Raw genomic sequence first — 19,901 nt, forward strand, 5'->3', positions numbered from 1 at the left:
GGAGGACATGAAAATGAGCTTACTTCCACACGGAGGAACATTAATTCAAAAACAATCTTTAGGAGCAGATGTATCGCACATCAAGAAGGAAATTGAACTTGATGCGACTTCTTTAAGTGACTTAGAGTTAATCGCGATAGGTGCATACAGCCCAATTGAAGGCTTTTTAACGCAAGAGGATTATGAATCTGTTGTTGAAAACATGAAACTAAAAAATGGGTGTGTATGGAGTATTCCAATTACGTTACCAGTTTCTGAAGAAAAAGCTGAGTCGCTTGAAATCGGTGAAGAAGTACGCCTTGTAGCAGGTAATGTAACATATGGCACAATTAATATTGCAGACATTTATACTCCTGATAAACAAAAAGAGGCTATCAATGTTTATCGTACAGATGAACTGGCTCACCCAGGTGTGAGAAAAATGTTTGAACGCGGCAATGTATATGTTGGTGGCGAAATTACGCTTGTTAAGCGTCCAGAAAAGAAATTTGCGGAATTTTATTTTGATCCAAATGAAACAAGAGCAATGTTTGCGGAATTAAACTGGAAAACAATCGTTGGTTTCCAAACTCGTAATCCGGTACACCGTGCACATGAATACATCCAAAAAACGGCTTTAGAAACAGTTGATGGACTATTCCTAAATCCATTAGTTGGGGAAACAAAATCGGATGATATTCCAGCACATATCCGTATGGAAAGCTATCAAGTATTATTGAAAAACTATTATCCGCAAGACCGTGTTCGCTTAGCAGTTTTTCCTGCTGCAATGCGCTATGCTGGACCTCGTGAAGCCATTTTCCACGCAATGGTTCGCAAAAACTATGGCTGCACACATTTCATTGTTGGAAGAGACCATGCTGGTGTTGGTGATTATTATGGTACGTACGATGCACAAAAAATATTCTCTAATTTTACAGCTGATGAATTAGGGATTACACCTTTATTCTTTGAGCACAGCTTCTATTGCACGAAATGTGAGGCAATGGCATCTTCAAAAACATGTCCGCATGGTAAAGAAGATCGCGTGATTTTATCAGGTACAAAAGTTCGTGAGATGCTTCGCAACGGGGAACTTCCTCCAAGCACATTTAGCCGTAAAGAAGTTGTTGAAGTGTTAATTAAAGGTATGAAAGAAACTGTAAATTCATAGGAGGTCACCTAGGATGGCATCGAAAAACGTCGTGTGGCATGATGCATCTGTCACAAAAGAAGAAAGAAGAAAGAAAAATAATTATCAAAGCTATGTACTATGGTTTACAGGTCTTTCAGGATCAGGGAAATCAACATTAGCTAACGCACTTGCAAGACATTTATTTAATGAAAACATTCAAACCTATGTTCTTGATGGGGATAATATCAGACATGGGTTAAATAAAGATTTGGGCTTTACAGATGAGGATCGTAAAGAAAACATTCGCCGTATTGGTGAAGTGTCAAAGTTATTTGTTGATAGCGGTCAGATCGTATTAACTGCCTTTATTTCTCCGTTCCGCGAGGATAGACAACAAGTTAGAGACATTCTTGATGAAAATGAATTTTTTGAAGTGTATGTGAAATGCTCATTAGATGAATGTGAAATTCGTGATCCGAAAGGTTTATATAAAAAAGCTAGAAACAATGAAATTAAACACTTCACAGGTATTGATTCACCATATGAGGAACCTGAAAATCCTGCTATTATTGTAGATACAGAAAAACAGACTGTTGAGGAATCTGTTAAACAAATTGTAGATTTTCTTTTTGAAAAGAGATTAATTAACCAAAACCTTTCCTAATATGGGCCGTTTAATTAAACAAGCCTGCCAAGCTTTAATTGGAACATGATATACTAGATGAAAAAAGAAAGGGGGAGACAGGATGGCTAAGGTTAATGTAGTTGGAGATCAATTTGTATTTGGTAGCGGTATAGGAAAAGCTGAAGCCTTAGCCATTCATAAGATCCCCTTTGAATCAATCAATTACCCTGCAAAGCATTATTTTACTGATCCAAGTATTATAATCGTTGGTAAAGTTGTCGGTTTATGGGATAAACTTAGATGGTATGAGGATATGTTAATAAAAATTACTCGAATCGAGGCACTATTGTTATGAAACAAGCTGTATTATATGTTTGTCATGGTAGTCGTGTACCAAAAGCTCGTGAAGAGGCGATGCAATTTATTGAAAAGGTAAAACCGCAGGTAGAGGCGGATATTCAGGAAGTATGTTTTTTGGAATTAGCTGAACCTTCAATTGAGGTTGGATTTACAACATGTGTTGAAAAAGGAGCAACTCATATTGCGGTTATTCCATTGCTTTTATTAACAGCTGCTCATGCTAAATTGGACATTCCAGAAGAGATAAAACATGTGAAGACTAAGTATCCTGATGTTTCTGTAACGTATGGAAGGCCAATCGGTGTCGATGGAAGACTGGCAAATATGTTAGTCGACAAAATGACGGAAAAGGCTGATATTAAAGCATCTTCGGTTGCGGTACTCGTAGGAAGAGGAAGCAGTGATATGGATGTTGTTCGGGATTTAAATCAAATTTCAATGCTGCTTAATCATCAAACAACTGTAAAAGATGTTTTTACTTGCTTTCTAACGGCTGCTGAACCGAGCTTTGACCAAATGATAGAAGATATTTATCATACAAATGAACAGTCAATTTTTGTTATTCCTTATTTGATTTTTACAGGATTATTAAAAAGGGAAATTGACCAAAAGATTAAAAAGTATGATTGGAAAGAACGCAGCATCGAGATTTGTTCATATCTTGGACCGCACCCAGTACTGCTGGAACTTTTTTTAGAACGTATAAATGAAGCGATTGTTAATAAAAATGGTGAATTCAATTTTGATGAAGGAATAATGCTATGATTCCACTTCACATTGATGTCAAGGGAAAGCAGATTCTTATCGTTGGCGGAGGCAAAATTGCTTTTCGAAGACTTTTACTTTTTTTGCATGAAGGTGCTAACATTACCTTGATTAGTCCTGAAGTAATCCCTGAAATAGAGGAGTACGCCAGACAGAACAAACTGCACTGGATCAAAAAAGAGATCGAACAAGCAGATTTAGAGCAGGTATTTTTGATTATTGCCGCAACCAATGATCCGTCAATTAATGAATGGATCGCTGAACAAGCTGGGGTAAATCAGCTTGTAAATGTCGTTAGCAAAGCTGAAAAAGGAAATGTAATTGTTCCGAAATCGGTAAAAAAAGGCAGATTAACTCTGTCTGTATCTACGAATGGGGCAAGCCCAAAGCTGGCAAAACAAATTTGTGAACAGCTATCAGAGCAATTTGATGATCGCTTCATAAATGAATTAGATAAAATGTATGAATTACGTAAAAATCATAAACAAAATAGGTAGGAACAATGGATGAACTTTTAGAAGTTCATCCATTTTTTTGCCCTTGTAAATAATGACTGTTGATTTTTAGGCGTTTTGAAACAGCTAGACATAATTGAAAATTAGTAAACTAGTTTTTAAAAGTTTCAAGAAAATTTATAGGTATTTTTACCTATTTTAGACATAGTTCGCTATAATCATTGGCAAATTGTGCTAAACTAATTTTGGGCACTTTTATGAAAGATTACTAGTGTTCAAGATACATATATTAGTAAATGATAAGTAGTAAGGAGGAAGTATGAATAAGGTACTATTACCTACTGTTTGTGTTGCGGTTTTGTCTACAGTCGCCTTTGAAGAAACGGTATTTGCTGATCAGAAAAATTCCGGCGAAAATGCGCTTCATTCTGAAACTAAATATGTAAATATTAAAAGTGGCTTTCTCAACTTAAGAGAAACACCATCAACAAATGCAACTGTTCTGGCAACTTTAATCAAGGGAACAGAAGTAACGGTCTATTCAGAAGCAAATGGCTGGTCAAAAGTCAAGGCAGCAAGAAAAGAAGGGTATGTAAGATCAAGTTATTTATCATTGGGAAATCAAAGTGTGAGCCCAGCTAAAACTGAATCAGCCAAGATCACAAAAAAATATGTCAATGTAAAAAGCAGCTCGCTAAATTTACGCAGTAATCCGTCTACAAGCTCTCAAGTGATTACATCATTGAAAAAGGGAATGGAAGTAACAGTCTACTCAGAAGCAAACGGCTGGTCAAAGGTCAAGGCAGCAGGAAAGGAAGGGTATGTAAGCTCCCGTTACTTGACATCGAAAAATTCAGAAGCAAACCCGGTTAAGACAGAAACATCAAAAACCATTTCAAAATATGTTAACGTAAAAAGCGGCTCACTAAATTTACGCAGTAATCCATCAACAAGCTCCCAAGTGATTACATCATTAAAAAAGGGAATGGACGTAACAGTCTATTCAGAAGCAAACGGCTGGTCAAAGGTCAAGGCAGCAGGAAAGGAAGGGTATGTAAGTTCCCGTTATTTGACATCGAAAAATTCAGAAGCAAACCCGGTTAAGACAGAAACATCAAAGACTATTTCAAAATATGTTAATGTAAAAAGCGGGGCGCTAAATATGCGAAAAGCCCCTTCTTTAAATGCTTCCATTATTATTAAGCTTGCTAAAGGAAAGGAAGTTAAGGTGCTGGAGGAAAATAAGGGCTGGTCAAAGGTGGAAGCATTTGGTCAGACAGGCTATGTGAGAAGTCAGTACCTATCTTCTTTAAATCCAAACGAACCCGAAAATGCTCAACAACAAACAAACTATGAAACGATGTATGTCGATGTAAGTATAAATTCAAATTTAAATGTAAGGAAATCACCAGCAACTAGTGCGACAGTGATTAGTAAATTAAAAAAGGGGACTGAGGTGCTTGTTTCTGCAAAACAAGCAGGCTGGTCTAAAATAAAAGCCGGAAATATAGAAGGATATGTAAGTTCACAATATCTTACACCAATAAAATCTAATGAGAATAAGGCTATTGATCAGGAACAAACAACAGAAACAAAATATGTCAAAGTAGAACTTGGTTCAAGTTTAAATATGCGCAATCGTGCATCTACTAATTCATCTATTATGGTGAAGCTTCCACGAGGGTTAGAAGTCACTGTATTTTCTGAAGCAAATGGTTGGTCAAAGATTAAAGCATACGGAAAGATCGGGTATGTAAGTTCGCAATACCTTTCATCAAATAAAGAAGGTGAAAAACAAGAAGAAAGCAGTTCTGATCTGCATGAAAACACGCAAGACAAAGTGAGTGAAAAATATGTCAATGTTATGTTCGGCTCCTCATTGAATATGCGATCAGCAGCATCTACCAACTCTTCCATTATCACAAAACTTGCTAGAGGTACAATAGTAACCGTGTATTCGGAAGAAAAAAATTGGGCAAGGGTTTCTGCAAACGGGAAGACAGGTTATGTAAGCTCACAATATTTGTCGACAACTAAACCATATCAGCCAAATACATCCAATGAAGAGGTAGAAAAAATATCTGAACAGTATGATATAACGTTAAGTGATTTGACCTTAGCTCAAATGGCTGCTAATCCCCAAACAGATAAAAAATACAGTACATATTTAAGAGAAGATGCATTAACACTGATCAATTCTACAACCGCTAAAGTAAAGGGATCTTCTTGGAATGTAAGAGGCGGAGCTGGAACATCATTTTGGGTAGTTGGAAAAGTAAATGGCGGGGATCGATTGAACATCATTTCAAAGGTTAAGGGTACGGATGGCTATAACTGGTACCAAGTTGACTATAACAAAACATGGGTGAATGCAAGCCCAGAAGATGTTCACTATTATTTAAACCCTAATAATTTTTTAAGTTCTACTGTTGACTCTTTGCAATTTCTTAAACTATCAGTACCTGCTAATCTAGTTGCTTCTGAAGTGAATGAACGAATACTTGCCGGCAAAGGAAGTTTGGAAGGATTAGCTTCTGCTTTTATTACTGCAGGCGAAACCTATCATGTAAATGAAATCTATTTGATTTCACATGCCCTATTAGAAACAGGGAATGGAACTTCCCAGCTTTCAAAAGGTGTAAAAGTTAATGGTAAAACTGTTTATAACATGTATGGAATCGGCGCATATGATGGTTCAGCCATTAGCAGCGGGGCACAATATGCCTATCAAGCCGGCTGGTTTACAAAAGAGGCAGCAATCATTGGAGGCGCAAAGTTTATCGCAAATGGCTATATAAATAAAGGACAGGATACTCTTTATAAAATGCGCTGGAATCCAAGCTCCAGTATAATACATGGGTATGCCTCCAACCAATATGCCACAGACATCGGCTGGGCAGCAAAGCAAGTTAATCAAATTTACAATTTATATAAGTTGATAGATTCGTATAAACTCGTATTTGATATTCCTGCATATAAATATGAATAGATAAAGAAAAAAGCAACTGGATGATGAGTAGCAGTTGCTTTTTTCTTTACGTCTGACCTTTGGAATGACTTCGGAAATAAGAGTTATCCTTTTCGTAATCGGAATACTAAATCTTCATCAGGTGTCACATATACTGTTTGCTGATTTTCATATATCACATATCCCGGCTTTGCACCACTAGGCTTTTTGACGTATCTGATGGCTGTATAATCAACTGGGACTGAGCTTGAATTTTTCGCTTTACTAAAATAGGCAGCTAGGTTCGCAGCTTCCAAAATCGTTTCATCTGTTGGATATTTACTTCGAATGACAACATGTGAGCCCGGAATGTCTTTTGTATGGAACCAAATATCATCCCGTGCAGCTAATTTGTTTGTTAAGTATTCATTTTGCTTATTGTTTTTACCAACTAAAATTTCAGTTCCATCACTTGAAAGATAAAGCTCTAAACTCGGCTTTAGCGATTTTTTCTTTTTAGGATTTCGCGATTGCCTTTGTTTTACATAACCTCCTTCCATTAATTCTTCACGAATTTCTTCTAAATCCTTTGGTGAAGCGGACTCAATTTGCTGAATTAACCTTTCGAAATATTCGATTTCGTTGCGGGCAATTTTTATTTGCTCTTGAACAACTTCAACAGAATTTTTTGCTTTTTGGTATTTTGAGAAATACTTTTGAGCATTTTCTGATGGTGTTTTTTGAACGTCTAACGGAATCGTAATTGTTGGGCTGTTTTCATCATAATAATTGATTACTTCAGCCGTTTTATCTCCCTTTTTCAGGGCATATAAATTTGCTGTTAATAGTTCACCATAAACTCGAAATTGATTTGCTTTTTCCGCTTGGTAAAGAGTAGTTTGTAATTTCTTGATTTTATTTTCATTTTTTTTCTTTTCATTCACAATAAATCGTTCTAAATCGTTTCCTTGCTGCTTTACACGATCCCGTTCCGCCTTCCCATAATAATAGCGATCCAGTAATTCTGAAATTGTCGGGAACAATTTGCTCTCATTGGATTCCAAATGTGAGAGATCTATGATATAGAATAGTTCGCGATTTAGTTGGTAAAAAATCTGAGGTTGGATTTGATGATTTCTAAGTTCTTCTACCATCGATAAGAATACTTTCGGGACGGTTGTACGATTGACCAACCCCGCCCGATAAATCACTTCCTTTGCAAATAAAGGAGAGATACCAGCAAACTGCTGTACAATCTGACTATCAATTTTACCGGAATTAAAGTCTAGCTTTTTCAATACGGTTTCTTCATCTGCGTTAAATGGATTTAATTTTCCCTGACTCGGCGGTAATACGTACTCATTACCTGGTAACACCGTTCGATGTCGATTAACAGCAGGAGAGATATGCTTCACACTATCTAAGATCATATTCCGTTCTTTATCAATGAGAACAATATTGCTATGTCTCCCCATTATTTCAACCATTATCCGCTTTTCTGTCAAATCTCCAAGCTCATTGCGACTTTTTATATCGATCATAATGATTCTTTCCATTTCAAGCTGCTCTATATTTTCGATCACCCCGCCTTCTAGATGCTTTCGCAAAAGCATACAGAACATCGGAGGCTCACTAGGATTTTCATAGCTCTCATTTGTTAAATGAATTCTTGCATAGCTGGGATGGGCGGAAAGAAACAAACGATGATTTTTTCCTCCTGCCCTAACTTGAAAGATAAGGTCATATTTATAGGGCTGATGAATTTTTGTCACTTTTCCATTAATGAGTGCTTCCTTTAATTCTTTCGTTACGGCATATGTAAATAACCCATCGAATGACATAGTATAAACTCCTTCTGACAACGTGCATCGTTCGAATACGAATGAGCGTGTATCTAACAAAATTTTATGTTTTTAATTATAGCATGTTTTTGGACGAGTCTGAATAAGTTGTGTTATAGCGGTAAAAGAGCGACTGAACTCTAAAGCTGCCATGGCATCTCAAAATGCTAAAACCATTAGAGCAAGACTTATAGCGTAATAATGCGGTATATCAAAGGCAAAATTTTTTTGTTTAAGGGGTGTGTAGAGGATTCATGAAGTGGCATGAAATGAGATCAGAAGAGGTAATGAATTCAATTGATACGGATAGTGATTTAGGACTCACTAGTAAGGAGGTTCAAAAAAGAGAACAGAAATTTGGTTACAATGAATTAAAAGAGGCTGACCGCCCTTCGGCTATTATCGTATTTTTAAGTCAATTTAAGGATTTTATGGTTTTAGTATTATTAGCAGCAACACTAATCTCCGGGTTATTAGGAGAATACATTGATGCTATTGCAATCATTGCTATTGTCATTGTCAATGGCGTACTAGGTTTTTTTCAAGAAAGAAAGGCGGAAAGGTCGCTTGAAGCCTTAAAAGAGCTTTCCGCACCCCAGGTAATGGCCTTAAGAGACGGAGAGTGGATGAGAATTCTCTCTAAGGAACTTGTTCCTGGTGATGTTGTAAAATTTACAAGCGGTGACAGAATCGGTGCGGATATGCGCTTAATCGAAGCGAAAAGCTTGGAGGTAGAGGAATCCGCTCTGACAGGTGAGTCCCTTCCTGTTCAAAAATCAACTCAGCCCATTGCCGGCAAGGAAGTCGGGATTGGTGACTTAACAAACATGGTCTTTATGGGGACTCTTGTCACAAGAGGATCCGGAGTAGGAATTGTTGTAGGTACAGGGATGAATACGGCTATGGGCCAAATAGCCGATCTTCTGCAAAATGCTGAAACAATGGAAACACCTTTGCAGCGCCGCTTAGAACAATTAGGAAAAATCCTAATTGTTGTTGCTCTTTTCTTAACTGTGCTTGTTGTAGGGATTGGCGTACTTCAGGGACATGACCTTTACAATATGTTTTTAGCTGGGGTATCATTAGCTGTCGCAGCGATTCCTGAAGGTTTGCCAGCGATTGTAACAGTCGCCCTTTCACTTGGTGTTCAGCGAATGATTAAGCAAAAATCAATAGTACGAAAATTGCCAGCTGTAGAAACATTGGGCTGTGCGTCTGTTATTTGTTCTGATAAAACAGGAACGATGACACAAAATAAAATGACGGTTACACATGTATGGTCTGGAGAAAGACAATGGAATGTAAGTGGTACTGGCTATCATCCGCATGGAGAGTTCCTCTATCATGACCGAGCAGTGGATGTAGCTAAAACAAAAACCTTGCAGCAAATCTTGACATTTGGTGCTCTGTGTAATAGTGCGTCCATCATTGAGAAAGAAGGAGATTATCGTTTAGATGGTGATCCTACAGAAGGGGCTCTATTAGTAGCTGCAATGAAGGCCGGACTTTATAAGGAAATATTGATGCGAAATTTTGAAGTGATTGAGGAATTTCCATTTGATTCAGCTCGAAAAATGATGAGTGTAATTATTAAAGATAAAGCAGGAAAGCGATTTGTCGTAACAAAGGGAGCACCTGATGTTCTTCTTGGGCTATCGAAGGACATCTTATGGAATGAAAAACAAGAGAGACTAAATCGGGATTACGAGGCAAAGGTAAAAACAGCCATTGAGGCTCTTGCTTCTCAAGCTTTACGTACCATTGCCATTGCTTTCAAACCATTACAAGCAGCTGACAAAATAAATACAAGTTTTGAAGCAGAAAAAGATTTGGTCTTCATTGGTTTACAAGGAATGATTGATCCGCCGCGTCCCGAAGTAAAACAAGCAGTAAAGGAATGTCGGGATGCAGGAATTAAGACGGTTATGATTACTGGCGATCATGTTATTACAGCAAAAGCCATTGCAAAACAATTAAATATTCTTCCTACAAACGGCAGTGTAATGGAAGGAAAGGATTTATCAGCGCTATCTGTTGAAGAGCTTGAGGAAGTTGTTGATGATGTCTATGTATTTGCACGGGTTTCACCTGAGCATAAGCTGAAAATCGTCAAAGCGCTGCAAAATAGAGGTCATATTGTCGCAATGACAGGTGATGGTGTCAATGATGCACCTGCGATTAAAGCAGCCGACATCGGGATTTCAATGGGGATAACAGGGACGGATGTTGCAAAAGAAGCATCCTCGCTTGTCTTAGTTGATGATAATTTTGCAACCATTAAATCAGCGATTAAAGAAGGCAGAAATATATACGAAAATATTAGGAAATTTATTCGTTACTTGTTAGCTTCCAATGTTGGAGAAATTCTTGTCATGTTATTTGCTATGATCCTTGCTTTACCATTACCTCTTGTTCCTATTCAAATTCTTTGGGTGAATTTAGTGACAGACGGCCTTCCAGCAATGGCTCTTGGTTTAGATCAACCAGAGGGCGACTTAATGAAACGAAAACCGCGTCATCCAAAAGAAGGGGTATTTGCAAGAGGTCTTGGCTGGAAAGTAGTTTCGCGCGGATTTTTAATTGGTATTGCAACATTATCTGCTTTTATGATCGTGTATTACCGTAATCCAAATGAGCTTGCCTATGCTCAAACCATTGCCTTCGCAACTCTTGTTATGGCCCAGCTGATCCATGTATTCGACTGTCGAAGTGAAAAATCAATCTTTGAACGAAATCCCTTTGAAAATATGTATTTAATCGGAGCGGTTATTTCTTCGATTCTCCTAATGCTTGTTGTAATCTATTATCCACCGCTGCAACCAATCTTCCATACATTACCGATTATGACAAGAGATTGGTTATTAGTTTTAGGTTTATCTGCTATCCCAACTTTTTTGCTTGCTGGATCACTTTTAACAAGAAAATCGTCATAGAGTATGATATAATCCTAAAGGGGGTGACCCGAAAAGTCATCCCCTTTGCTTGTTTACTAAAAAACATGATATTTTATTAATAGGTGACTATTAGTGGTTTTGGATAATCAAAGTCACTGGCGCTTTTCTTATAGAAAGTGATGTGGTACATAATGGTAGTAAGTATGACTGGTTTTGGCCATTCAAGCAAAGAAATCGATTCAAGTCTTATTACGGTTGAAATCAAGTCAGTTAACCATCGTTTTTTAGATATTAATCTAAAAATGCCGAAACAGTTCATGAGTATGGAGGATAGGATAAAAAAGCTTATCTCCAAATCTGTGAATAGAGGAAGAGTTGAAGTTTACATCAACTTTGAAGGCGAATCTCTTGCACAGCGGTCTATTCAAATTGACTGGAACTTACTAACGCAATATGTTCAGTCATTGCAGCAATTGAAGGAACGATTTTCTTTTCATGATGAAATTACCTTAAGTCAGATTCTTTCACTTGGTGAGGGCATAGACATTCGAGACGAAGCAACGGTAAGTGAAAAAATTGAAACCGTGCTTTTACAAACTGTTGAGGCTGCTGTTAAACAGTTAACAGATATGAGACAAATTGAGGGGCAGCAGCTTGCGATTGATGTAAAAAATCGGCTTGCGGCAATGACAGAAATCGTGGTGAATCTTGAAAAATTGGCTCCAAAAGTTGTTGATCAATACCGGGAACGAATTGAAAAACGCGTAACAGAGTTTGTCTCTGGAAAGATTGATGAGAATCGAATTTTAACAGAGGTAGCTCTTTTTGCTGATAAAGCGGATATAAGTGAGGAATTAACGAGAATACATAGCCATATCCATCAGTTTCAAGAATCATTACAAGCAGACGGTCCGATTGGCAGAAAGCTTGATTTTCTTGTTCAGGAGCTGAATAGAGAAGCAAACACAATCGGTTCCAAAGCAAATGATGGAAAAATTGCAAAAGATGTTGTCGAATTAAAAAGTATTATTGAAAAAATAAAAGAACAAGTCCAAAATATAGAATAGGTTATTAGACCTTTGATTATAAATGGGCTAATAAGGCAAAAATAGTTTTGTCCTGAACTAGGGGGAGCATACATATGAGCATTAAACTAATCAATATCGGGTTTGGAAACATCGTTTCAGCAAACCGTATCATTTCGATTGTTAGTCCTGAATCAGCTCCAATTAAACGAATTATTCAAGATGCCAGGGACAGAGGGATGTTAATAGATGCAACATATGGACGCCGTACTAGAGCCGTTGTCATTATGGATAGTGATCATATTATCCTTTCAGCGGTACAGCCGGAAACAGTTGCACAAAGGCTATCTACAAAAGATGAGCTATCAGATGAAGGGTAGGGAGTAGAAATTTGATAAAAGAAAGAGGCTTGTTAATTGTCCTGTCAGGACCTTCTGGTGTAGGAAAAGGAACAGTTAGAAAAGAATTATTTTCACAAGAGGATACTAAATTTGAATATTCCATCTCAATGACAACTAGAAAGCCCCGTGAAGGAGAAGTTGATGGGGTCGATTATTTCTTTAAAACGAGAGAAGAATTTGAGAAGTTAATTGCCCAAAATAAACTATTGGAATGGGCTGAATACGTTGGAAATTATTACGGAACACCGGTTGATTATGTAGAGAAAACATTGAGCGAAGGGAAAGATGTGTTTCTTGAAATAGAAGTACAAGGTGCCCTGCAGGTTCGAAAGGCATTTCCTGAAGGGTTATTTATCTTCCTTAGCCCTCCCAGCTTAAATGAATTAAAAAATCGGATTGTAACAAGAGGAACTGAATCTGAGGAGTTAATCAACAATCGTATGAAAGTAGCTAAAGAGGAAATTGTCATGATGGATGCATATGATTATGTTGTAGAAAATGATAATGTCTTATTAGCTTGCGAGCGTATAAAAGCGATCGTAACAGCAGAGCACTGTCGTCGCGAACGTGTTGCTCCGCGGTATAAAAAAATTCTGGAGGTTGAATAATTATGTTATATCCATCTATTGATGTTTTAATGAATAAATTAGATTCTAAATATACGCTTGTAACTGTCGCGGCAAAACGTGCACGGGAAATGCAGGAGCTAAGTGACCAGCAAATAGCAAAGCCTGTATCATATAAATATGTTGGGAAGGCTTTAGAAGAAATTAATGCAGGACTTTTAAATTATCAAAGACCAGAGAAATAAAACTTTAAAAAAATAACAACCTTTTCAGAGGTTGTTATTTTTTTCAGTAAGTGAAAAGTTATTGGTAATATAAGAAGGGAATTCGTTATTAAAGTAGGTGGAGAGAATGGTAGCTGGTAAGAAAATCTTATTATGTGTCAGCGGGGGGATTGCAGTATATAAAGCCTGCATCCTAACAAGCAAATTAGTACAAGCTGGTGCTGAAGTCAAGGTTATTATGACCAATTCTGCGATGGAATTTGTTTCACCGTTAACCTTCCAGGCGCTTTCACGGAATGATGTTTTTTTTGATACTTTCGATGAGAAAAATTCTAAGGTTATCGCACATATTGATTTAGCCGACTGGGCAGATATCGTCTTAATTGCTCCTGCAACGGCGAATACAATTGGCAAGCTTGCAAACGGCATTGCTGATGATATGCTGACAACGACATTGCTGGCAACAACTGCAAAGGTATGGATCGCTCCAGCTATGAATGTACATATGTATGATCATCCAGCAGTAAAGAAGAATATTAAAACTCTCTTTGATTATGGTTATCGGTTTATTGAGCCTAGTGAAGGCTTCCTAGCTTGTGGTTATGTTGGTAAAGGAAGACTTGAAGAACCGGAGAAAATTATTGCCCTCCTAAATAAACATTTTGCAAAACTCGACTTGGGCATGCCGTTAAAGAATGTAAAGATATTAATAACTGCAGGACCTACAAGGGAAAAAATCGATCCTGTACGGTATTTTACTAATCATTCTTCTGGAAAAATGGGGTATGCAATTGCAGAAGTAGCTGAAATGCTCGGAGCAAATGTTACATTAATTACTGGTCCGACGAATCTTACACCCCCGGAGAATGTAACAACGATTCAAATTGAATCTGCAAAGGAAATGTATGAAATAGTGCTGGCCAACTATCCTCATTCAGATGTTGTGATCAAATCGGCTGCTGTTGCAGATTATCGTCCACGCGACACCTATGATCAAAAGCTGAAAAAACAACAGGATGACCTTAAGATTGAAATGGAGAGAACAACTGATATTTTAAAAGAATTAGGGAAGTTAAAACAACATCAGCTTTTAGTAGGCTTTGCTGCAGAGACCAGCAATATTGATGAATATGCAAAGAAAAAGCTAGAGACAAAAAATTTAGACCTGATTGTCGCAAATAATGTCACCGCTGAGGGAGCAGGATTTGGAACAGATACAAATATTGTGACCATTTATGAGAGAAACCTTGAAAAGCTTGAGCTTCCATTAATGTCAAAGCATGATGTAGCCAAAAAACTTTTAGAAAAAGTCCACATGCTTTTAAGGGAGCAAGGTAAATGAAATATGCAAGTGTCATTGTTGATGTTCCAGCCATGCAAACGGATCGGGCATTTGATTATAAAATACCTGAAGAGTGGCAAGAGCTAGTAACAGCAGGTATTAGAGTCATCGTTCCTTTTGGTCCGCGAAAGGTTCAAGGATTTGTCATTGAGACTAAGGACCACTCAGAATTCAAACGAGTAAAAGCTATTTCCGAACTGTTGGATTTAACACCTTGCTTAACAACTGAGCTCCTTCAACTTGGCCAATGGTTAACCGAGAAAACATTGTGTTTTAAAATTTCTGCATTCCAAGCCATGCTTCCTGCTGCCATGAAGGCGAAATATGGTAAGGTACTAAGAATGGTGACAGAGGATTCATCCAATTTATCGGAAGACATTCAGCCGTTTTTTCAAAAAAGTATGCAGGTTGATTTAAAAGAAATCGAACAGGCTGTTCCGCTTAACATCATTAAAAAGGAAATTGCAGCAGGGCATGTTGAGGTTTTTTATAAGGTTAAGCAAAAAGGGAATAAAAAAACTATTAAGTATATTAAACGAAAGGAATCTTTCTCCAGATTATCTCAAATTGTGAATGAAATTCCTGCAAATGCGAAAAAACAAAGTGAAATTATCACCTATTTTCTTGAACATCAAATAAATGAAATACCATTACAAGACTTATTGACTATATTAAATACGTCAGACAGCTCTGTAAAAGCACTAATCAAAAAGGGAATCCTTATTGAAAAACATAAAGAAGTATACCGTGATCCTTTTCAAAATAAAGAATTTAAAAAGACAAGCAGTTTATCATTAAATCTTGAACAACAGCGGGCGATAAAACCAATCCTCAAAACAATTAAAGAGAACCGCCATGATGTCTTTTTAATGTACGGGGTAACAGGAAGCGGGAAAACAGAGGTCTATTTGCAGTCAATCGAAGAGGTGCTTAAAAACGGTAAAGAAGCAATTGTTCTTGTTCCGGAGATTGCCCTAACCCCGCAGATGGTGGATCGATTTAAAGGCCGCTTTGGCTCAAAAGTGGCAGTCCTACACAGCGGCCTTTCTACAGGTGAAAAATATGACGAATGGCGTAAAATTCAGCGGAAAGAAGTTCAACTTGTTGTTGGAGCAAGATCTGCCATTTTTGCTCCATTTGAAAATCTTGGTATGATTATTATCGATGAAGAGCATGAATCAAGTTATAAACAAGAAGAAAATCCTCGCTACCATGCCCGTGATGTTGCCATTTATCGTGGACAGCTTCACAACTGTCCAGTTGTGTTAGGCAGTGCAACTCCAACTCTCGAATCCTTTGCACGAGCAAAAAAGGGTGTATACAAACTCCTCACCTTAAAAGAGAGAGTAAATAAACGATCAATGCCAAATGTTGAAATTGTTGATATGCGGGAAGAATTAAGAAATGGCAACCGAAGCATGTTTTCAACATCGTTAATTGAAAAATTAACTGATAGGCTGAAAAAAGGAGAACAATCGGTGTTATTTCTTAATCGAAGAGGTTATTCTTCCTTCGTCATGTGCCGTGATTGCGGCTATGTCATTCAATGCCCGCACTGTGATATTTCCCTTACCTATCATCGGCATGGACAACAGCTAAAATGTCATTATTGTGGCTATGAAGAACATATGCCATCAGTTTGTCCAGAGTGCCAAAGCGAGCATATTCGTTTCTTTGGAACGGGAACACAACGTGTCGAGGAGGAATTAGTCAAGGTTTTGCCACAATCACGCATTATTCGAATGGATGTGGATACAACTGGAAGAAAAGGCGCCCATGAAAAGCTATTAACTCAGTTTGGAAATAAAGAGGCAGATATTTTATTGGGAACACAAATGATTGCAAAAGGTCTTGATTTCCCTGATGTAACACTTGTTGGCGTGTTGACTGCTGATACAATGCTTAATCTTCCTGATTTCCGTGCAGCCGAAAAGACTTTTCAGCTATTAACTCAAGTTAGCGGCAGAGCAGGAAGACATGAACTGCCGGGAGAGGTTATTATTCAAACATATGCACCTGAGCATTATAGCATTCAATTAGCAAGCCAGTATGATTATGATTTGTTTTATCAGCAAGAAATGCTAGCCAGAAAAAATCATGCCTATCCGCCTTATTATTATCTTGCTCTTCTCACCATTTCACATCCGGAAATAACGAAAGTTGTAGCTGTTACAGAACAAATTGTCAAATTTTTAAGAAGAAACGTTGAAGACGAAACAAAAATACTAGGACCGGTTGCTTCACCTATCCCGCGGATCAAAGATAGATATCGATACCAATGCATGGTAAAATACAAGCGGGAAAAAAACTTATATGGAACATTTAAAAAAATAATTGAACACTATCAACAAGATATGAGTTCAGATCAATTAATGATTTCAATCGATTTAAGCCCTAATACAATGATGTAACGAGGGTCTAAAAAACGATTTAAAGCTCTTACCGCCTAGTTTTGTGTGCACTATATACATGTACAGTTATGAAATTTATACTGATTCAAAAAGTACAATGTTTTCCTAGCAACAATGTGCTTACGCTTTTAAATAGTTTGGAGGAATGTTTTTGGCAGTGAAACCAATTGTTATGTATCCGGCAGAGGTGTTAGAAAAGCCTTGTGAAAAGGTAATTATTTTTGACCGAAAGCTGACAAAGCTTTTAGCAGATATGTATGATACGATGATTGAAAATGACGGTGTTGGATTGGCTGCACCGCAAGTAGGGATTTCAAAACAAATTGCCATCGTGGATATTGATGATCACCATGGAACAATTGAGTTAATTAACCCGGAAATTCTTGAAGTACGCGGAGAACAAACAGGCCCTGAAGGATGTTTAAGCTTTCCTGGATTATTTGGTGAAGTTACAAGAGCGAATTATGTAAAGGTAAAAACGTTTACCCGTAAAGGGAAGGTTAAAATTGTTGAAGCTGAAGGCTTTCTTGCTAGGGCCATTCAACATGAAATCGACCATCTTCATGGTGTGTTATTCACATCCAAAGTAGAAAAATATTTAGATGAAAATGATTTGGAAAGTGCGGAAGGATGAATAGGATGACAAGAATTGTATTTATGGGAACACCAGACTTTTCAGTGCCGATTTTACGCAGACTCGTGAAAGAGGGCTATGACATTGTTGGAGTCGTAACCCAGCCAGACAGACCAAAAGGGCGTAAAAAGACATTAACTCCCCCGCCTGTTAAAGTTGAAGCGGATAAACATCAAATAAAAGTGCTGCAGCCCGAAAAAATTCGGGAGGAATTAGATGATATCCTTTCATTAGAACCTGATCTCATCGTCACTGCAGCTTTTGGACAGTTATTACCAAATGAACTACTAGAAGCTCCAAAATACGGCTGTATAAATGTCCATGCGTCATTATTGCCAGAATTACGCGGTGGTGCACCGATTCATTATTCTATTTTGCAAGGGAAGACTAAAACAGGGATCACGATCATGTATATGGCAGAAAAGCTTGATGCCGGTGATATTTTAACACAGGTTGAAGTAGAAATTGAAGAACGGGATACAGTAGGTACTCTCCATGACAAACTAAGTAAAGCTGGAGAAAACCTCTTATCAGAAACAATTCCGCTATTACTCGCTGGCAAGCTTACTCCGCAAAAGCAAGATGATTCTAAAGCCACATTTGCTTCAAATATTAAACGGGCACAGGAAAAGGTTGATTGGACAAAGTCTGGTGAGGAGATTTATAACCAAATCCGTGGATTAAACCCTTGGCCTGTTGCGTTTACGACACATAACAAGCAAACGATGAAATTGTGGTGGGGTGAAAAAATGCCAAATAAAAATGATTTTGAGCCTGGAACAATTATTGGCATGGACCATGATGGTTTTGTTGTAGCAACAGGCAATCAAACTGCGATAAAAATCACTGAACTGCAACCTGCAGGTAAAAAGAAAATGAGCGGAGAAGATTATTTGAGAGGTGCGACCATTTCCGTTGGGGAAAAGTTAGGCGATGACAATGAAAAAACAACAAACTAATGTCCGTGATGTAGCAGTCGAAACATTACTACAAATTGAAAGAAACCAAGCCTATAGCAACTTGCTTTTAAATACGATGATCAATAAGTATAAAGTTAATGAGAAGGATATCGCTTTATTAACGGAACTTGTTTATGGGACCCTTCAAAGACGTGAAACATTAGACTATTTTTTAGCCGGGTTTTTAAAAAAAGCAAAAAAAATAGAAGCATGGGTACAGATTTTACTACGTATTTCCATATATCAAATGATCTATCTAGATCGTATTCCTGAAAGAGCTGTATTATTTGAAGCAGTTGAAATTGCGAAAAAACGCGGCCATAAAGGGATCGCTTCATTTGTTAATGGTGTGCTTCGATCTGTTCAACGAGAAGGCATCCCAAATCTTGAAGAAATGAAGGATCCAATTGAAAAGCTTTCGATTAAAACAAGCCATCCATTATGGCTTGTGAAAAAATGGGTAAAGCAATTTGGCTATGAAGAAACAGAAAAAATGTGTGAAGAAAATTTACTGCCTCCATCGCAAACAGCTCGTGTGAATCAAACAAAAACAACGGTCGAAGGGCTGTTGGAAGAGTTGCAAAATAAAGGGATCATGATCGAATACGGCGACTTATCAGAAGATGCAATTAAAGGACTGAAGGGTAATCTTGCTTTAACAGATGCATTTAAAGAAGGAAAGCTTACTATTCAAGATGAGAGCTCCATGTTAGTAGCAAGAGTACTGAACCCTCAACCCGGAGAAAAAGTTTTAGATGCTTGTGCGGCACCTGGGGGGAAATCCACACATATTGCTGAACGAATGAAGGGAACAGGAATCGTTCATTCTCTGGATTTACATGAACATAAAGTTAAGCTGATTAAACAGCAAGCAGACCGATTACAATTGCAAAATATTAAAGCAGAAGCTTTAGACAGCAGAAAAGCGGGAGAACGGTTTGAAAAAGAGAGTTTTGATCGTATCTTAGTCGATGCCCCATGCTCAGGATTCGGCGTAATTCGAAGAAAACCTGATATTAAATATACGAAAACTGGTGAAGATGTTAATAGGCTTGCTTCCCTGCAGTTCAGTATATTACAAGCTGTTGCCCCTTTATTAAAGAGGAATGGTGTGTTAGTTTATAGTACATGTACAATTGATCATGAAGAAAATAGTGATGTTGTTAAAAAGTTTTTAGATAGTCATCCAGAATTTGAACGTGATCAAAGCATAACAGTTACCCTGCCGAAAAAGCTTCACCCATATATTGAAAATGGTGAGATACAGCTGCTGCCGCATTATTTTGGATCAGACGGTTTTTATATAGCATGTTTACGAAAGAAGGGTTAAAATTGGAT

At 37.6% G+C, this 19,901-nt stretch carries 17 protein-coding genes; 16 read left to right on the plus strand and 1 reads right to left on the minus strand.

Annotated features, from left to right (window positions below; translation table 11 throughout):
* Positions 1-13 precede the first annotated feature (13 nt).
* From sat to ACSVDH_RS11155, 6 genes are all read left to right on the plus strand, one after another.
* A complete protein-coding gene (gene sat, locus ACSVDH_RS11130; RefSeq protein WP_439249443.1) occupies positions 14-1,153 on the plus strand; it encodes a sulfate adenylyltransferase in 1,140 nt (379 codons plus the stop codon).
* Between the two features lie 13 nt (positions 1,154-1,166).
* A complete protein-coding gene (cysC, locus tag ACSVDH_RS11135) occupies positions 1,167-1,778 on the plus strand; it encodes an adenylyl-sulfate kinase (protein ID WP_299087018.1) in 612 nt (203 codons plus the stop codon).
* Between the two features lie 82 nt (positions 1,779-1,860).
* The gene (locus ACSVDH_RS11140) at positions 1,861-2,094 is read left to right on the plus strand and encodes a hypothetical protein (protein ID WP_439249444.1); all 234 of its coding nucleotides are present in this window, start codon (positions 1,861-1,863) and stop codon (positions 2,092-2,094) included.
* On the plus strand, positions 2,091-2,864 hold the full coding sequence (locus ACSVDH_RS11145) for a sirohydrochlorin chelatase (RefSeq protein ID WP_299087022.1): 774 nt from the start codon (positions 2,091-2,093) through the stop codon (positions 2,862-2,864). The genes ACSVDH_RS11140 and ACSVDH_RS11145 overlap by 4 nt, the downstream gene beginning before the upstream one ends.
* Positions 2,861-3,361: a precorrin-2 dehydrogenase/sirohydrochlorin ferrochelatase family protein gene (locus ACSVDH_RS11150; RefSeq protein ID WP_299087024.1), complete on the plus strand. Its 501-nt coding sequence runs from the start codon at positions 2,861-2,863 to the stop codon at positions 3,359-3,361. Before ACSVDH_RS11145 ends, ACSVDH_RS11150 begins: the two co-directional genes overlap by 4 nt.
* A 277-nt stretch (positions 3,362-3,638) precedes the next feature.
* Positions 3,639-6,308 (plus strand): SH3 domain-containing protein, encoded by a 2,670-nt coding sequence (locus tag ACSVDH_RS11155; protein ID WP_439249445.1) that lies wholly within the window; start codon positions 3,639-3,641, stop codon positions 6,306-6,308.
* A gap of 83 nt (positions 6,309-6,391) precedes the next feature.
* On the opposite strand, the gene ACSVDH_RS11160 is transcribed toward ACSVDH_RS11155, so the two are convergent.
* Positions 6,392-8,107 carry an Rqc2 family fibronectin-binding protein gene (locus ACSVDH_RS11160; RefSeq protein WP_439249446.1) on the minus strand — a complete coding sequence of 572 codons (1,716 nt, stop codon included), beginning with the start codon at positions 8,105-8,107 and terminating at the stop codon, positions 6,392-6,394.
* Positions 8,108-8,361: 254 nt separating this feature from the next.
* Between ACSVDH_RS11160 and ACSVDH_RS11165 the strand changes: the two genes are divergently transcribed.
* The 10 genes from ACSVDH_RS11165 (at position 8,362) to rsmB (ending at position 19,893) form a co-directional block, all read left to right on the plus strand.
* A complete protein-coding gene (locus ACSVDH_RS11165) occupies positions 8,362-11,040 on the plus strand; it encodes a calcium-translocating P-type ATPase, SERCA-type (protein WP_439249447.1) in 2,679 nt (892 codons plus the stop codon).
* Between the two features lie 152 nt (positions 11,041-11,192).
* Positions 11,193-12,068 (plus strand): YicC/YloC family endoribonuclease, encoded by an 876-nt coding sequence (locus tag ACSVDH_RS11170; protein ID WP_439249448.1) that lies wholly within the window; start codon positions 11,193-11,195, stop codon positions 12,066-12,068.
* 74 nt (positions 12,069-12,142) lie between these two features.
* Entirely contained in the window at positions 12,143-12,406 is a 264-nt protein-coding gene (remA, locus tag ACSVDH_RS11175; RefSeq protein WP_072580098.1) for an extracellular matrix/biofilm regulator RemA, read from the plus strand.
* Positions 12,407-12,420: 14 nt separating this feature from the next.
* Positions 12,421-13,035, plus strand: a complete 615-nt coding sequence (gmk, locus tag ACSVDH_RS11180) for a guanylate kinase (protein ID WP_299087138.1) — start codon at positions 12,421-12,423, stop codon at positions 13,033-13,035.
* Positions 13,036-13,037: 2 nt separating this feature from the next.
* Positions 13,038-13,238 (plus strand): DNA-directed RNA polymerase subunit omega, encoded by a 201-nt coding sequence (gene rpoZ, locus ACSVDH_RS11185; protein WP_046514597.1) that lies wholly within the window; start codon positions 13,038-13,040, stop codon positions 13,236-13,238.
* 106 nt (positions 13,239-13,344) lie between these two features.
* Positions 13,345-14,559: a bifunctional phosphopantothenoylcysteine decarboxylase/phosphopantothenate--cysteine ligase CoaBC gene (coaBC, locus tag ACSVDH_RS11190; RefSeq protein WP_439249449.1), complete on the plus strand. Its 1,215-nt coding sequence runs from the start codon at positions 13,345-13,347 to the stop codon at positions 14,557-14,559.
* Complete coding sequence (priA, locus tag ACSVDH_RS11195) at positions 14,556-16,970, plus strand: primosomal protein N' (protein ID WP_439249450.1); 2,415 nt, start codon at positions 14,556-14,558, stop codon at positions 16,968-16,970. Before coaBC ends, priA begins: the two co-directional genes overlap by 4 nt.
* Positions 16,971-17,121: 151 nt before the next feature.
* A complete protein-coding gene (gene def, locus ACSVDH_RS11200; RefSeq protein ID WP_439249451.1) occupies positions 17,122-17,604 on the plus strand; it encodes a peptide deformylase in 483 nt (160 codons plus the stop codon).
* 5 nt (positions 17,605-17,609) lie between these two features.
* Positions 17,610-18,563, plus strand: coding sequence for a methionyl-tRNA formyltransferase (gene fmt, locus ACSVDH_RS11205; protein WP_439249452.1), 954 nt, complete (start codon positions 17,610-17,612; stop codon positions 18,561-18,563).
* Entirely contained in the window at positions 18,538-19,893 is a 1,356-nt protein-coding gene (gene rsmB / locus ACSVDH_RS11210; RefSeq protein ID WP_439249453.1) for a 16S rRNA (cytosine(967)-C(5))-methyltransferase RsmB, read from the plus strand. The genes fmt and rsmB overlap by 26 nt, the downstream gene beginning before the upstream one ends.
* Positions 19,894-19,901: the final 8 nt, after the last annotated feature.

This window comes from Metabacillus sp. Hm71 (assembly GCF_051842955.2).
In the GTDB taxonomy this organism is placed as follows: Bacteria; Bacillota; Bacilli; order Bacillales; family Bacillaceae; genus Metabacillus.

What these genes read in the sequence shown, in the direction of transcription:
- sat (WP_439249443.1), top strand. Translation starts at nt 14, where the DNA reads ATGAGCTTACTTCCACACGGAGGAACATTAATTCAAAAACAATCTTTA.
- cysC (WP_299087018.1), top strand. Translation starts at nt 1,167, where the DNA reads ATGGCATCGAAAAACGTCGTGTGGCATGATGCATCTGTCACAAAAGAA.
- ACSVDH_RS11140 (WP_439249444.1), top strand. Translation starts at nt 1,861, where the DNA reads ATGGCTAAGGTTAATGTAGTTGGAGATCAATTTGTATTTGGTAGCGGT.
- ACSVDH_RS11145 (WP_299087022.1), top strand. Translation starts at nt 2,091, where the DNA reads ATGAAACAAGCTGTATTATATGTTTGTCATGGTAGTCGTGTACCAAAA.
- ACSVDH_RS11150 (WP_299087024.1), top strand. Translation starts at nt 2,861, where the DNA reads ATGATTCCACTTCACATTGATGTCAAGGGAAAGCAGATTCTTATCGTT.
- ACSVDH_RS11155 (WP_439249445.1), top strand. Translation starts at nt 3,639, where the DNA reads ATGAATAAGGTACTATTACCTACTGTTTGTGTTGCGGTTTTGTCTACA.
- ACSVDH_RS11160 (WP_439249446.1), bottom strand. Translation starts at nt 8,107, where the DNA reads ATGTCATTCGATGGGTTATTTACATATGCCGTAACGAAAGAATTAAAG.
- ACSVDH_RS11165 (WP_439249447.1), top strand. Translation starts at nt 8,362, where the DNA reads ATGAAGTGGCATGAAATGAGATCAGAAGAGGTAATGAATTCAATTGAT.
- ACSVDH_RS11170 (WP_439249448.1), top strand. Translation starts at nt 11,193, where the DNA reads ATGGTAGTAAGTATGACTGGTTTTGGCCATTCAAGCAAAGAAATCGAT.
- remA (WP_072580098.1), top strand. Translation starts at nt 12,143, where the DNA reads ATGAGCATTAAACTAATCAATATCGGGTTTGGAAACATCGTTTCAGCA.
- rpoZ (WP_046514597.1), top strand. Translation starts at nt 13,038, where the DNA reads ATGTTATATCCATCTATTGATGTTTTAATGAATAAATTAGATTCTAAA.
- coaBC (WP_439249449.1), top strand. Translation starts at nt 13,345, where the DNA reads ATGGTAGCTGGTAAGAAAATCTTATTATGTGTCAGCGGGGGGATTGCA.
- priA (WP_439249450.1), top strand. Translation starts at nt 14,556, where the DNA reads ATGAAATATGCAAGTGTCATTGTTGATGTTCCAGCCATGCAAACGGAT.
- fmt (WP_439249452.1), top strand. Translation starts at nt 17,610, where the DNA reads ATGACAAGAATTGTATTTATGGGAACACCAGACTTTTCAGTGCCGATT.
- rsmB (WP_439249453.1), top strand. Translation starts at nt 18,538, where the DNA reads ATGACAATGAAAAAACAACAAACTAATGTCCGTGATGTAGCAGTCGAA.